The sequence below is a fragment of the Bacillus sp. ChL18 genome (genome assembly GCF_026241425.1).
GTDB classification, from domain to species: Bacteria; Bacillota; Bacilli; order Bacillales; family Bacillaceae; genus Bacillus; species Bacillus velezensis.
Genome location: NZ_JAPHWE010000001.1, coordinates 1,394,740 through 1,410,377, shown reverse-complemented (window position 1 = coordinate 1,410,377; position 15,638 = coordinate 1,394,740). Strand labels below are relative to the sequence as shown.

General features: G+C 46.5%; 13 protein-coding genes. All 13 read left to right on the top strand.

Features of this window, described 5'->3' with window-relative positions; all coding sequences use genetic code 11:
* Positions 1–95: 95 nt before the first annotated feature.
* The 13 genes from OQ477_RS06955 (at position 96) to rbfA (ending at position 15,591) form a co-directional block, all read left to right on the top strand.
* Positions 96–878, top strand: coding sequence for an isoprenyl transferase (locus tag OQ477_RS06955; protein WP_007409795.1), 783 nt, complete (start codon positions 96–98; stop codon positions 876–878).
* Between the two features lie 3 nt (positions 879–881).
* Entirely contained in the window at positions 882–1,679 is a 798-nt protein-coding gene (locus OQ477_RS06950) for a phosphatidate cytidylyltransferase (protein WP_265971933.1), read from the top strand.
* Between the two features lie 55 nt (positions 1,680–1,734).
* Positions 1,735–2,886, top strand: a complete 1,152-nt coding sequence (gene dxr, locus OQ477_RS06945) for a 1-deoxy-D-xylulose-5-phosphate reductoisomerase (RefSeq protein WP_003154208.1) — start codon at positions 1,735–1,737, stop codon at positions 2,884–2,886.
* Positions 2,887–2,892: 6 nt separating this feature from the next.
* Complete coding sequence (gene rseP / locus OQ477_RS06940) at positions 2,893–4,161, top strand: RIP metalloprotease RseP (protein WP_007611459.1); 1,269 nt, start codon at positions 2,893–2,895, stop codon at positions 4,159–4,161.
* Between the two features lie 31 nt (positions 4,162–4,192).
* The gene (gene proS / locus OQ477_RS06935; protein ID WP_007611460.1) at positions 4,193–5,887 is read left to right on the top strand and encodes a proline--tRNA ligase; all 1,695 of its coding nucleotides are present in this window, start codon (positions 4,193–4,195) and stop codon (positions 5,885–5,887) included.
* A 111-nt stretch (positions 5,888–5,998) separates the two neighbouring features.
* Positions 5,999–10,312, top strand: a complete 4,314-nt coding sequence (locus OQ477_RS06930) for a PolC-type DNA polymerase III (RefSeq protein ID WP_323054501.1) — start codon at positions 5,999–6,001, stop codon at positions 10,310–10,312.
* A 239-nt stretch (positions 10,313–10,551) separates the two neighbouring features.
* Complete coding sequence (rimP, locus tag OQ477_RS06925; protein ID WP_032874923.1) at positions 10,552–11,022, top strand: ribosome maturation factor RimP; 471 nt, start codon at positions 10,552–10,554, stop codon at positions 11,020–11,022.
* A 39-nt stretch (positions 11,023–11,061) separates the two neighbouring features.
* On the top strand, positions 11,062–12,183 hold the full coding sequence (gene nusA / locus OQ477_RS06920; RefSeq protein WP_003154195.1) for a transcription termination factor NusA: 1,122 nt from the start codon (positions 11,062–11,064) through the stop codon (positions 12,181–12,183).
* A gap of 13 nt (positions 12,184–12,196) precedes the next feature.
* Positions 12,197–12,472, top strand: a complete 276-nt coding sequence (gene rulR, locus OQ477_RS06915; protein ID WP_003154193.1) for a glucose-induced regulator RulR — start codon at positions 12,197–12,199, stop codon at positions 12,470–12,472.
* Position 12,473: 1 nt separating this feature from the next.
* Positions 12,474–12,776: a YlxQ family RNA-binding protein gene (locus OQ477_RS06910; RefSeq protein WP_003154192.1), complete on the top strand. Its 303-nt coding sequence runs from the start codon at positions 12,474–12,476 to the stop codon at positions 12,774–12,776.
* A 19-nt stretch (positions 12,777–12,795) separates the two neighbouring features.
* Positions 12,796–14,946, top strand: a complete 2,151-nt coding sequence (gene infB / locus OQ477_RS06905) for a translation initiation factor IF-2 (RefSeq protein WP_007611462.1) — start codon at positions 12,796–12,798, stop codon at positions 14,944–14,946.
* Positions 14,943–15,221 carry a DUF503 domain-containing protein gene (locus OQ477_RS06900; RefSeq protein ID WP_003154188.1) on the top strand — a complete coding sequence of 93 codons (279 nt, stop codon included), beginning with the start codon at positions 14,943–14,945 and terminating at the stop codon, positions 15,219–15,221. The genes infB and OQ477_RS06900 overlap by 4 nt, the downstream gene beginning before the upstream one ends.
* A gap of 16 nt (positions 15,222–15,237) precedes the next feature.
* Positions 15,238–15,591 carry a 30S ribosome-binding factor RbfA gene (gene rbfA, locus OQ477_RS06895; protein WP_003154185.1) on the top strand — a complete coding sequence of 118 codons (354 nt, stop codon included), beginning with the start codon at positions 15,238–15,240 and terminating at the stop codon, positions 15,589–15,591.
* Positions 15,592–15,638: the final 47 nt, after the last annotated feature.

Genomic DNA, 15,638 nt, shown 5'->3' with positions numbered 1-15,638 from the left:
AAGACCCTCTCATGTTTACAGGGGGTTTTTTTGTTAATACTGTTGATTACATTGATCATCAGCAACGCAACCTTTTTGGGTGACGGAGGAATCTCATGCTCAACATACTCAAAAATTGGAAGAATCAGCAGAATGCGGCTTCCAACTTAGAACGGTATACAAAAGAAGACATACTGAAGGGTGAAATTCCCGCACACATTGCCATTATTATGGACGGAAACGGACGCTGGGCGAAGAAGCGCTCACTCCCTCGGATTGCAGGACATCATGAAGGAATGAAAGTGGTAAAAAGGGTGACAAAGCTCGCAAGTCAGCTCGGCGTTAAAGTTCTGACTCTTTATGCGTTTTCAACGGAGAACTGGAAGCGCCCGAAGATGGAAGTCGACTTTTTGATGAAGCTTCCGGAAGAGTTCCTGAATACGTATCTTCCTGAATTAATAGAGGAAAATGTACAGGTGAAAATTATCGGAGATGAATCCGCGCTCCCTTCTCATACGTACAGGGCGATTGAGAAGGCCGTAAAAGATACAGAACAAAATGACGGGCTGATTCTCAATTTCGCTTTGAACTACGGCGGACGCACGGAAATCGTCAATGCGGCAAAAGCCCTGGCTGAACAGGTGAAAAGCGGCACGCTGAATATCGAAGACATTGATGAAGCGCTCTTTTCCGGGCATTTAATGACAGAATCACTCCAGGACCCGGAGCTGCTCATCAGAACAAGCGGAGAAATCAGATTGAGCAACTTTATGCTTTGGCAGGTGGCTTACAGTGAATTTGTTTTTACAGATGTCCTGTGGCCCGATTTTAAAGAAGATCACTTTCTGCAGGCAGTGGGAGAATTTCAGCAGCGAGGCCGGAGGTTTGGCGGAATTTAGAGGATGGTGGAAATGAAACAAAGATTGTTAACAGGTGTTCTGGCAGCGGCACTATTTTTATTTTTGGTTATTTTCGGAGGATTGCCGTTCACCGTATTTGTTTACGTGATGGGAAGTATAGCGCTTTTTGAGCTTTTGCGGATGAAAAAGCTCAGATTTTTTTCTTTTCCGGGTCTGATCAGCCTCTTGTTGTTATGGCTGTATATGGTGCCGGACAAGTATCATTTTTTCGATGCGAAAATGGAAGTAACGATTTTCGCCGTATTGATTCTGCTCAGCTATACGGTGCTCGTAAAAAACACCTTTACGTTTGACGAAGTCGGGTTTATCGTTCTCGCGACGGTATATATCGGACTGTGTTTTCATTATTTTATTGAAATCAGAAACATTGAAACAAACGGGCTTTTGTATATCTTTTATGCCTGCGTTGTCATATGGTCAACGGACTCAGGCGCATATTTCGTCGGAAAGTCGCTCGGGAAGCGGAAGCTGTGGCCCGAAATCAGTCCCAACAAAACAGTCGAAGGGTTTCTCGGCGGTATTGTCATCGCCCTTATTTTTACGGCTGTTTTTCAGCTGTTTGCGCACCTTCCGATTTCATACCCGGTTCTTTTGGTCATCACGCTTGTTCTGTCTGTGTTCGGACAGATCGGGGATTTGGTTGAATCAGCGCTTAAGCGGCACTATGATGTGAAGGATTCGGGAAAAATCCTTCCCGGGCACGGCGGCATTTTAGATCGATTTGACAGCTTTTTGTTTGTCATGCCGTTCTTATACTTTCTGCTTGCGCTTTTTTCATGAGAAAGGCTAATATGAAAATAAGACCGATCTGGACGCATAGAATGGGAGTGGCATTTTGAAGAATATTTGTCTTTTAGGAGCAACAGGATCAATAGGGGAGCAGACGTTAGACGTATTGCGCATGCATCAAGATCAGTTCCGTCTCGTCTCGATGACTTTCGGTAAAAACGCCGAGAAAGCGATCCCGTTGATCAGAACGTTTCAGCCGAAATATGTAGCAGTCGGCGACATGGATACATACCAAAAAGTGAAAGAAGCGTCTTTTTCTCATGAATGTCAAATCGGCATCGGAGAAGAAGGCCTGATTGAAGCGGCAGTCATGGACGAAGTGGATATCGTGGTCAATGCGCTGCTTGGAAGCGTCGGTTTAATCCCGACTTTGAAAGCGATTGAACAGAAAAAAACAATTGCGCTTGCAAATAAGGAAACTCTCGTCACTGCCGGGCATATAGTGAAAGGACACGCAAAACGATACGGCGTTCCTCTTCTTCCGGTCGACAGCGAACATTCCGCTATTTTTCAAGCGCTGCAAGGCGAACAGAGCAAAAATATCGAGCGCCTGATCATTACGGCATCCGGCGGCAGTTTCAGAGATAAAACGCGGCAGGAGCTTGAGTCTGTAACGATTGCCGACGCCCTTAACCACCCGAACTGGTCGATGGGCGCAAAAATTACGATTGACTCGGCTACAATGATGAATAAAGGGCTTGAAGTCATTGAGGCGCATTGGCTGTTTGACATTCCGTATGAACAGATTGACGTTGTATTACATAAGGAGAGCATCATTCATTCGATGGTTGAATTTCACGACAGAAGCGTCATCGCCCAGCTCGGAAATCCGGACATGAGGGTGCCGATTCAATATGCGCTGACATATCCGGACCGGCTGCCTCTGCCTGAAACAAAAAGGCTTGAATTATGGGAGATCGGAAGCCTCCATTTTGCGAAAGCTGACTTTGAAAGGTTCCGCTGCTTACAATTTGCCTTTGAATCAGGTAAAATAGGGGGAACAATGCCGACGGTTTTAAATGCGGCCAACGAAGAAGCCGTTGCCGCTTTTCTTGCCGGACGGATTTCATTCTTATCGATTGAGGACCTGATTGAAAAAGCATTGGACCGCCACAGCGTAATTCAGGATCCGAGTCTTGCGGATATCCAAGAAGTGGACAAAGACACCCGGGGATACGTTAATTCAATACTCACATAAGGTGGTATGTTCGTGAATACAGTTATCGCGTTTATTATTATTTTCGGAACGCTCGTTTTTTTCCATGAGCTGGGGCATTTATTGCTCGCCCAAAGAGCGGGAATCCTTTGCCGTGAATTTGCGATCGGCTTCGGCCCTAAAATCTTTTCATTTAAAAAGAATGAAACCGTGTATACGATCAGACTCCTTCCGGTCGGCGGGTTCGTCCGCATGGCCGGTGAAGACCCGGAGATGATCGAAGTCAAACCCGGTTATACCGTCGGGCTTCTTTTTAATAAAGATGACGAAGTGGAAAAAGTCATCATTAATCAAAAGGAAAAATATCCCGACGCTTTAATTATCGAGGTGGAGACGGCTGATCTTGAGCACGAAATGAAGATTACCGGGTACGAGCAGGGGAAAGAAGATGAACTGGCGGGCTTTACTGTCAGTCAGACCTCTTTTTTTATCGTAGACGGAGAAGAAGTGCAGATTGCGCCTTACAATCGACAATTCGGGTCTAAACCCGTATGGAAGCGGATTAAGGCGATTGCTGCCGGTCCGATAATGAACTTCATCTTAGCGTATGTCATTCTCGTCATGCTTGGATTCATTCAAGGCGTGCCTTCGAATCAGCCTGAGCTCGGGAAGCTGACAGACAATGGACGCGCAGCGGCTGCCGGTTTAAAAGAAGGCGACTATATCCAGAGCATTAACGGTGAAAAAATGAGGTCATGGACCGACATCGTGACAGCGGTAAAAGAAAATCCTGGAAAAAAAATCGATGTCGCCGTCAAACGGGACGGCAAATCGTTTCATATCTCGGTTACACCTGAAGCTGTAAAAGATGAAAATAAAAAAACAATCGGCCGCTTCGGCTCTTATGCGCCGACTGAAAAAGGCGCGCTTGCAGCGATTGCCTACGGCGCGACATCTACCGTTGATGTCACAAAAGCGATCCTGACCAATCTGAGCAAACTTGTGACAGGCCAGTTTAAGCTTGATATGCTTTCGGGTCCTGTCGGCATTTATGATATGACGGATCAAGTTGCAAAAACCGGTATTATCAACCTATTCCAGTTTGCGGCGTTTTTAAGCATCAACCTGGGAATTGTCAACCTGCTGCCGATACCGGCGCTTGACGGCGGGCGGCTGCTGTTTTTATTCATTGAAGCAATCCGCGGCAAGCCGATAAACCGTGACAAGGAAGCATTTGTCGTATTTATCGGCGTAGCTTTCTTAATGCTTCTTATGCTGGTTGTCACATGGAACGATATCCAGCGTTTATTCTTATAATTGACTAGTAAAAAATCAGAGGTGCGAAGACATGAGACAAAGTTTGACGCTTATTCCGACCCTGAGAGAAGTGCCGGCTGATGCTGAAGCAAAAAGCCATAAGCTTCTGCTGAGAGCGGGATTTATCAGACAAAATACGAGCGGGGTTTACAGTTACATGCCCCTGGCTTACAGGGTCATTCAAAACATTCAGAAGATCGTGCGTGAAGAAATGGAAAAAATCAACGCGGTGGAAATGCTGATGCCGGCCCTTCAGCAGGCTGAAACATGGCAGGAATCAGGCAGGTGGTATACGTACGGGCCTGAATTAATGCGTCTGAAAGACCGCCACGGCCGTGAATTTGCTTTAGGCGCGACACATGAAGAAGTCATTACTTCTCTCGTGCGCGATGAGGTGAAATCTTATAAGCGTCTGCCGCTCACTCTTTACCAGATCCAGTCTAAATTCAGAGATGAAAAACGCCCGCGTTTCGGGTTATTGCGCGGACGCGAATTCATCATGAAAGATGCGTATTCTTTCCATGCTTCTGAAGAAAGTCTGGAGGAAACATACCAGAACATGTACGGCGCATACAGCAGCATTTTCGCACGCTGTGAATTAAACGTCCGTCCCGTTATTGCCGACTCGGGCGCGATGGGCGGAAAAGACACGCATGAATTTATGGCTCTTTCTGAAATAGGGGAAGATACCATCGCTTATTCCGATGGATCCTCTTACGCAGCCAATACGGAAATGGCGGAAGTTGTCATGAACAGCGAGCCGTCAGATGAAACACCCGAGGCATTGGAGAAAATTGATACGCCGAATGTCAAAAGCATTGAAGAGCTCGCTTCGTTCTTGCAGATCGAGCCGAGCGCCTGCATCAAATCAATGCTGTTTAAAGCGGATGACCGATTTGTTCTCGTGTTAGTAAGAGGCGATCATGAGGTCAATGACGTGAAAGTGAAAAACCTTCTGAACGCGGAAGTGGTTGAACTTGCGTCTCATGAAGAAGTAGCCGAGAAACTTGGCACGGAGCCGGGATTTGCGGGGCCGATCGGCGCTGCCGGCGACATTGAGATTTATGCCGACCAAGCCGTAAAAGTAATGGTAAACGCCGTTAGCGGTGCGAATGAAAAAGACCGTCATTACCGAAACGTAAACATCGAACGTGACGCGTCAGTAAAAGCATATGCCGATCTTCGAATCATTCAGGAAGGCGATCCGTCACCTGACGGAAAAGGCACGATCCGTTTCGCTGAAGGAATTGAGGTCGGACAAGTCTTTAAACTCGGCACGCGTTACTCTGAAGCGATGAATGCGACATACCTTGATGAGAACGGGCGTGCGCAGCCGATGCTGATGGGATGTTACGGAATCGGCGTGTCCAGAACGCTTTCAGCCATCGCTGAACAGCATCACGACGAAAAAGGCTTGATCTGGCCGAAAAGCGTTGCTCCGTATGATCTTCATATTTTGGCGCTGAATATGAAAAACGAAGCGCAAAAAGAGCTTGCTGAACAGCTTTACGGCAAATTCCAGGCGGAAGGTTATGAGGTATTATACGATGACCGCGCTGAACGCGCAGGCGTGAAGTTTGCTGATTCTGATCTGATCGGCCTTCCGATCCGCATCACTGTCGGAAAACGTGCCGATGAAGGCATCGTAGAAGTGAAAATCCGCAAAACCGGTGAATCTGCCGAAGTTTCAGTGGATGAGCTTTCTGAATTTATCAAGACGAAGTAATCACCATAACGAATCATACAAAATCATGTTAAAATAGAGAAAAAAGAAGGTACCTCATCACCTGCGGAGGTACCTTCACTTATGATGTTTTAAGGGAGGGATACTGTCTGAATGGAACAGTTATCAGTAAACAGAAGACAGTTTCAGATTCTTCTGCAGCAGCTTAATATGACAGATGATACCTTCATGACATACTTTGAAGACGGAGAGATTGATAAACTGACAATCCATAAAGCAGAAAAAGCCTGGCATTTCCAATTTCGCTTTAAGGCTCTTTTGCCGTATCAAATATATGATTCATTCATGATGAGGTTAACACAATCGTTTGCTCACATCGCCCGTGTCACATCGTCTGTTCAGGTCATCGACCCTGCTGTGACAGAGGAGCTTGTACAGGATTATTGGACACGCTGTATTGAAGAGCTTGAAGGAACCTCGCCGCCGATGGTGGCTCTTTTGAATCAGCAGAAGCCGAAGCTCAAGGGAAACAAACTGATCGTGAAAACAAAAACAGATACAGAAGCATCTGCGCTCAAAAATAAATACAGCGCGCTGATTCAGCACAGCTACCGCCAATTCGGCTTTCCGGAACTGCAGCTGGATACCGAAATTTTCGTATCTGACCAAGAAGTCCAGAAATTCCGCGAGCAAAAGCTTGCTGAAGATCAGGAGCGGGCGATGCAGGCGCTTATCGAGATGGAGAAGAAGGAAAAAGAGGGCGATGAGGATCAGGCACCGTCCGGACCGCTTGTCATCGGCTATCAAATTAAAGAGAACGAAGAAATCCGGACGCTTGACAGCATCATGGATGAAGAAAGAAGAATTACGGTGCAGGGGTTTGTGTTTGATGCTGAAACACGCGAGCTGAAAAGCGGACGCACGCTCTGCATTTTCAAAATCACGGACTATACAAACAGCATTTTAGTAAAAATGTTCGCCAGAGAAAAAGAAGACGCCGCTTTGATGAAAACGCTGAAAAAAGGCATGTGGGTGAAGGCGCGGGGAAGCATTCAAAACGATACATTCGTCAGAGACCTCGTCATGATTGCAAATGACGTGAATGAAATAAAAGCCAAAACCCGTGAAGACACCGCTCCTGAAGGCGAAAAACGGGTTGAGCTTCATCTGCATTCTCCGATGAGCCAAATGGATGCTGTAACGGGCATCGGAAAGCTTGTCGAACAGGCGAAAAAATGGGGACATGAAGCGATTGCGTTAACTGATCATGCCGTTGTGCAGTCTTTCCCGGATGCCTATTCCGCCGCGAAAAAACACGGCATTAAAATGATTTACGGAATGGAAGCCAATATCGTAGATGACGGCGTTCCGATCGCATACAATCCAGCTCACCGTCTACTGGAAGAAGACACATACGTCGTCTTTGACGTTGAAACGACAGGTCTGTCCGCAGTGTATGACACCATCATTGAGCTTGCCGCAGTCAAAATAAGAGGCGGAGAAATCATCGATAAATTCGAAGCGTTCGCCAATCCGCACCATCCGCTGTCAGCAACGACGATCGAGCTTACCGGTATTACGGATGACATGGTCCGCGACGCTCCCGATGTCGTTGACGTCGTACGGGATTTTAAAGAATGGATCGGCGATGACGTGCTTGTGGCTCATAACGCCAGCTTTGATATGGGATTTTTAAATGTGGCGTACAAGCGTCTTTTGAAAACGGAAAAAGCGAAAAATCCGGTCATTGATACACTGGAACTCGCGCGTTTCCTGTATCCTGAGTTTAAAAATCACCGCTTAAATACGTTATGTAAGAAGTTTGATATCGAATTAACCCAGCATCACCGAGCGGTCTTTGACGCTGAAGCAACGGGCTACCTGCTGTTGAAAATGCTCAAAGATGCCGCTGAAAAAGACATTTTTTATCATGATCAGCTGAATGAGAATATGGGACAATCCAATGCTTATCAGAGATCAAGGCCTTATCACGCTACATTGCTTGCCGTAAATGAGACCGGCCTTAAAAATCTGTTTAAGCTCGTGTCCATTTCTCATATTCAATATTTCTACAGAGTGCCGCGCATTCCGAGGTCGCAGCTTAATAAATACAGAGAAGGTCTGTTAATCGGTTCTGCCTGTGACAGGGGAGAGGTCTTTGAAGGCATGATGCAAAAATCTCCTGAAGAGGTTGAAGATATCGCATCCTTCTATGATTATCTTGAAGTGCAGCCGCCGGAAGTATACAGACACCTTCTGCAGCTTGAGCTCGTCCGGGATGAAAAAGCGCTGAAAGAAATCATCGCCAACATTACGAAGCTCGGGGAAAAATTGAATAAGCCGGTCGTGGCTACGGGAAATGTCCACTATTTAAACGATGAGGATAAAATTTACCGGAAGATCTTAATATCTTCCCAAGGCGGTGCCAACCCGTTAAACAGACACGAACTGCCTAAAGTGCACTTCAGAACGACAGATGAAATGCTGGAGGCTTTCTCCTTCCTGGGTGCGGAAAAAGCGAAAGAAATCGTGATTGACAATACGCAGAAAGTCGCTTCGATGATCGATGAGATCAAACCGATCAAAGACGATCTGTACACGCCGAAAATTGACGGGGCTGATGAAGAAATCCGTGAAATGAGCTATCAGCGCGCCAGAAGCATTTACGGTGAAGAGCTTCCCGAAATTGTGGAAGCGAGAATAGAAAAAGAATTAAAAAGTATCATCGGTCATGGATTCGCCGTTATTTATCTCATCTCTCATAAGCTTGTAAAACGGTCTCTGGATGACGGTTATCTCGTCGGCTCCCGGGGGTCCGTCGGTTCATCGCTTGTGGCGACCTTAACGGAAATCACTGAAGTGAACCCGCTCGCTCCGCACTACGTGTGCCCGAGCTGCCGATATTCCGAATTCTTTAATGACGGATCAGTCGGTTCCGGTTTTGACCTTCCGGATAAAAGCTGCCCGTCTTGCGGCACCCCTTTGAAAAAGGACGGACATGATATCCCGTTTGAAACGTTCTTGGGCTTTAAAGGTGACAAAGTACCCGATATCGACTTGAACTTCTCAGGTGAGTATCAGCCCCATGCCCATAACTACACGAAAGTATTGTTCGGTGAAGATAACGTGTATCGCGCGGGAACGATCGGCACCGTCGCGGAAAAGACGGCTTACGGATATGTGAAAGGCTATGCGGGCGATCACAACCTACACATGCGCGGCGCGGAGATCGACCGTCTGGTTCAAGGCTGCACCGGCGTTAAGAGAACGACCGGCCAGCACCCGGGGGGGATTATCGTTGTCCCGGATTACATGGATATTTACGATTTTTCACCGATACAATTCCCGGCAGATGCGACGGGGTCTGAATGGAAAACGACTCATTTTGACTTCCACTCCATTCATGACAACCTGCTGAAGCTTGATATATTAGGGCACGATGATCCGACCGTTATCCGGATGCTCCAGGATTTAAGCGGAATTGATCCGAAGACGATTCCGACAGATGATCCGGAAGTTATGAAGATTTTCCAAGGCACAGAATCGCTCGGCGTTACTGAAGAGCAGATCGGCTGTAAAACGGGGACACTCGGCATTCCTGAATTCGGGACGCGATTTGTGCGGCAGATGCTTGAGGATACGAAGCCGACGACGTTCTCCGAGCTTGTCCAGATTTCCGGGCTTTCTCACGGAACGGACGTATGGCTCGGCAATGCGCAGGAACTGATACACAACAATACGTGTGAACTGAGCGAAGTGATCGGCTGCCGTGATGACATTATGGTTTACTTGATCTATCAGGGCCTTGAGCCTTCACTGGCCTTTAAAATCATGGAATTCGTCCGTAAAGGCAAAGGCCTGACGCCGGAATGGGAAGAAGAAATGAAAAAGAACAATGTGCCGAACTGGTATATTGATTCATGCAAAAAAATCAAATACATGTTCCCGAAAGCCCACGCCGCCGCATACGTGCTGATGGCGGTGCGGATTGCCTATTTTAAAGTGCATCACGCGCTTTTATATTATGCTGCGTATTTTACCGTCCGCGCAGATGACTTTGACATTGATACAATGATTAAAGGCTCGACCGCCATTAGAGCGGTGATGGATGATATCAGCTCTAAAGGGCTTGATGCTTCGCCGAAGGAGAAAAACCTTCTTACCGTGTTAGAGCTTGCGCTTGAAATGTGTGAGCGCGGCTATTCCTTCCAGAAGGTCGATCTATACCGTTCGAGCGCTTCGGAATTTATCATTGACGGCAACAGTCTCATCCCGCCGTTCAACTCAATTCCGGGACTCGGAACCAACGCCGCTCTCAATATTGTGAAAGCGCGGAAAGAAGGGGAGTTCCTTTCAAAAGAGGATCTTCAAAAACGCGGAAAAGTGTCAAAAACCATTTTAGAGTATTTAGACCGTCACGGCTGTCTTGAGTCGCTTCCGGACCAAAATCAGCTGTCTCTGTTTTAAGCTTTGTGCACAGCCTCCGAGCGGAGTTTGATTTGCATTAAATATATGGTTATGGTATAGTTTTATTGGAAATGCTAACGATTACCGAGGCAAAGAGTGGGGAAACCCGCTCTTTTGTATTGAACAGGCAATTTTGCCTCGACATGTCCATCGTTTTCTCCATGCCCCTGCTCTTTAGAAGCAGGGTTTTTATGCAGAGGAACGGCTGATATGATATCGACAGCACAAGGAGGAAAAACATGAGCAAAAAAGTGACTGATACCGTTCAAGTAATGGCTCAGCCCATACTGGATGACCTTCAGCTTGAACTCGTAGACATTGAATTTGTCAAAGAGGGTCAAAACTGGTTCCTTCGCGTGTTTATTGATTCCGAGAACGGTGTTGATATTGAGGAGTGCGCCAAAGTCAGCGAAGCGTTAAGCGAAAAGCTGGATGAGGCCGATCCGATCACCCAGAACTACTTTCTTGAAGTATCTTCTCCTGGAGCCGAGCGTCCATTAAAGAAAAAAGCCGACTTCGAAAAATCACTGGGCAAAAATGTGTACATGAAAACGTACGAACCGATTGACGGTTTAAAAGTGTTTGAAGGCAAATTGGCTGAATTCGATGGACAAACTGTTACAATAGAGATGACGGTCAAAACAAGAAAGAAACGGGTCAATATTCCGTATGAAAAAATAGCTAACGCAAGATTAGCTGTAACATTTTAATGAATGAAGTATTAGTGTTTAAGGGGGGAGACCGCTAACATGAGCAGTGAACTATTAGATGCTCTCACTATTCTTGAAAAAGAAAAAGGCATCAGTAAAGACATTATCATCGAAGCAATTGAAGCTGCCTTAATTTCCGCGTACAAGCGAAATTTTAACCAGGCGCAAAACGTACGGGTCGATCTGAACCGTGAGACGGGCACGATCCGCGTGTTCGCAAGAAAGGATGTCGTAGACGAGGTATACGATTCAAGACTTGAAATCTCGCTTGACGACGCCCAGCACATCCATCCGAACTACCTTGTCGGAGATGTCGTTGAAATAGAAGTAACGCCGAAAGACTTCGGCCGCATTGCTGCGCAGACGGCGAAACAAGTGGTGACGCAGCGTGTCCGTGAAGCTGAGCGCGGCGTGATTTACTCAGAATTTATCGATCGTGAAGAAGACATCATGACGGGAATTGTACAGCGCTTAGACAGCAAGTTTATTTACGTGTCTCTCGGCAAGATTGAAGCGCTGCTGCCCGTCAATGAACAAATGCCGAATGAGAGCTATAAACCGCACGATCGGATTAAAGTATTTATCACAAAAGTCGAAAAAACGACAAAAGGGCCGCAGATCTATGTATCAAGAACGCATCCTGGTCTGTTGAAGCGTCTTTTTGAAATCGAAGTGCCGGAAATTTATGACGGAACGGTCGAACTGAAATCCGTTGCCAGAGAAGCGGGCGACCGCTCTAAAATCTCCGTCCGCACTGATGACCCTGACGTTGATCCGGTCGGTTCATGCGTCGGTCCTAAAGGCCAGCGCGTGCAGGCGATCGTCAATGAACTGAAAGGCGAAAAAATTGATATCGTTAACTGGTCTGATGATCCGGTTGAATTTGTTGCCAATGCGCTCAGCCCGTCTAAAGTGCTGGATGTCATCGTCAGCGAAGAAGAAAAAGCCACGACTGTCATCGTTCCTGATTACCAGCTTTCTCTGGCAATCGGAAAAAGAGGGCAAAACGCCCGCTTAGCCGCGAAACTGACAGGCTGGAAAATCGATATCAAAAGTGAAACGGATGCAAGAGACCTTGGCATCTATCCGAGAGAGCATGAAGAAGATGACGATTTAGAGCCGCTCTTTATGGAGCCTGAAACAGCCGAATCGGATGAATAAGAGGTGACTTTAGGTGAATAAGCGAAAAAAAATTCCTCTGCGCAAATGCGTGGTAACGGGGGAAATGAAGCCTAAAAAGGAACTGATCCGAATTGTCCGTTCTAAAGAAGGAGAGATTTCAGTCGATCCGACCGGAAAGAAGAACGGACGGGGTGCCTATATCACCCTTGAGAAAGAATGCATCTTAGCTGCGAAAAAGAAAAACACATTGCAAAATCAATTTCAATCACAAATCGATGACCAGATTTTCGAAGAATTGCTGGAACTGGCGGAAAAGGTGAAAAAATAACATGTCTGGAATGGAATGGTTTCCCTTGCTGGGTCTGGCCAATCGAGCTCGTAAGGTCGTGTCGGGCGAGGACTTGGTTATAAAAGAAATTAGAAATGCGCGTGCAAAACTTGTTCTGCTGACAGAAGATGCATCTGCGAATACTGCAAAAAAAGTATCCGATAAATGCAATTATTATAAAGTGCCTTATAAAAAAGTCGAAAGCCGCGCGGATCTCGGCCGCTCTATCGGCAAGGAATCACGTGTCGTTGTCGCCGTCACTGACCAAGGTTTTGCGAATAAGCTGATCAGCTTGCTCGATTAATATTTTTGGGGGTGAACGAATGGCTAAAATGAGAGTTTACGAATATGCAAAAGCCATCAATGTTTCAAGCAAGGAAATTTTGACTGCGCTGAAAAACATGGATATAGTAGTAAATAACCATATGGCAATGCTTGAAGAAAAGACCATTAAGCAGCTTGATGCGAAATTTAAAAAAGGCGGCGCCGGCGTTACATCTCAGAAGCCTGCGGAAACGAACAAAAACAAGCCGCAAGGGATTAATCAGCAGCCTGCTGGGAATCAACCAAACAAAATTCGAGACGGAAAGAAGAATGACGTGCAGAATAATCAATTTAACAAAAACAAGAAGAATAACAACAACAACAAAAACAAAAACAAACGCAATCATAACAACAAAAATCAGTATCAGCAAAAACCGCTGAAACCGAAAAAAGAGCTTCCTGAGAAAATTACGTTTTCCGGCTCTTTAACAGTCGGGGCCTTAGCCGAAGAACTTGGCAAAGAACCGTCTGAACTCATTAAAAAACTGATGCTTCTTGGCGTAATGGCTACCATTAACCAGGAGCTTGACAAAGACACAATCGAACTGATCGCATCTGAATACGGTGTGGAAACAGAAGAAGTGATTGTGCTTGAAGAAACTGAGCTTGAAAAATATGAAGAGGCTGACAAAGAAGAAGATCTTCAAATCCGTCCGCCTGTCGTGACGATCATGGGCCACGTTGACCACGGGAAAACGACCCTCCTTGACAGCATCAGAAAAACAAAAGTTGTTGAAGGAGAAGCCGGCGGAATCACCCAGCATATCGGGGCTTACCAGATCGAAGAAAACGGCAAAAAAATCACGTTCTTAGATACTCCGGGACACGCGGCGTTTACAACAATGCGGGCGCGCGGTGCGGAAGTAACTGATATCACCATTTTAGTCGTAGCGGCCGATGACGGCGTTATGCCGCAGACAGTCGAAGCCATCAACCATGCGAAAGCGGCTGAGGTTCCGATTATCGTTGCCGTGAATAAAGTGGATAAAGAAAGCGCGAACCCTGACCGTGTCATGCAGGAGCTGACTGAATACGGACTCGTTCCTGAAGCATGGGGAGGAGAAACGATTTTCGTTCCTCTGTCCGCTCTTACAGGCAAGGGAATTGACGAGCTTGTCGAAATGATTCTGCTTGTCAGTGAAGTGGAAGAGCTGAAAGCCAATCCGAACCGTCAGGCAAAAGGAACGGTTATTGAAGCTGAGCTCGATAAAGGAAGAGGATCTGTCGCGACACTTCTCGTTCAAACGGGAACATTGAATGTCGGAGATCCGATCGTTGTCGGAAATACATTCGGCCGCGTGCGGGCCATGGTTAATGATCTCGGCCGCCGCGTGAAAACAGCCGGACCGTCCACACCTGTAGAAATTACGGGCTTAAACGACGTACCGCAGGCTGGCGATCAATTCCTCGTCTTTAAAGACGAAAAAACAGCCCGTTCTGTCGGTGAAGCACGCGCTTCCAAGCAACTGGAAGAACAGCGCAGCGACAAAGCGAAGCTGAGCCTCGATGATCTGTTTGAACAAATTAAACAAGGCGATGTTAAAGACATCAATTTAATCGTAAAAGCTGACGTTCAAGGTTCAGCCGAAGCGTTAACAGCCGCTCTTCAAAAAATTGAAGTAGAAGGCGTAAAAGTGAAAATCATTCACACAGGTGTCGGTGCGATTACGGAATCAGACATCATTCTCGCATCTGCTTCAAATGCAATCGTTATCGGGTTTAATGTACGCCCAGACGGAAATGCTAAGAGCACGGCTGAAGCTGAAAATGTAGATATCCGTCTTCACCGTATCATTTACAAAGTCATCGAAGAAATTGAAGCGGCGATGAAAGGAATGCTTGATCCTGAATACGAAGAAAAAGTCATCGGTCAGGTTGAAGTGCGCCAAACATTCAAAGTGTCGAAAATCGGCACGATTGCCGGCGGATATGTAACAGACGGCCACATTACACGTGACAGCGGACTCCGCCTGATCCGTGACGGCGTGGTCATCTTCGAAGGGGAAGTAGACGTTCTGAAACGCTTCAAAGATGATGTGAAAGAAGTTTCACAAGGATATGAATGTGGTATTACAATTAAGAAATACAATGACATTCGCGAAGGCGACATCATTGAAGCGTATGTCATGCAGGAAATCGAAAGAAAGTGATCGGATTTGCGGAATGTGAATGCATCATTTATGATGCGGGATCATTAAAGGAGAAACGAGCCGTTCTGAAGCGGATTATAACGAGGGTTCAGAATAAGTTCAACGTGTCGGCCGCAGAAATCGGCTATCAGGACACTTGGCAGCGGACCAGCTTCGGAATCGCCGTCGTCTCCTCCTCTCACGTTCAGGCGGAAAAGGAGATCCAGCGTGTACTCGCGTTTATTGACTCCTTTCCCGAAATAGAACGGACGATCACTAGAACAGAGTGGTTTTAACTTAGAGGTGATTGAATTGAGTATGAGAGCAAACCGTGTCGGCGAGCAGATGAAAAAAGAGCTCGGGGATATTATCAGCCGAAAGCTGAAAGACCCGAGAATCGGATTTCTCACTGTAACAGACGTACGTGTTTCAGGTGATTTACAAATAGCGAAGGTGTATATCTCCGTTCTCGGCGGAGAGAAAAAGAAAGAGGAGGCGCTGAAAGGGCTTGAGAAAGCGAAAGGATTTATCCGTTCCGAAATCGGCAGCCGAATCAGACTCCGCAAAACGCCTGAGCTTGAATTTGAATTTGATGAATCAATTGAGTACGGCAACCGTATTGAAACATTGATTCACGAACTGCATTCAGATAAACCGTCTGAATAACAAGGAAAGAGGATGGGCGAGTGTCGTCTGTCCTCTTTTCTGCGTTT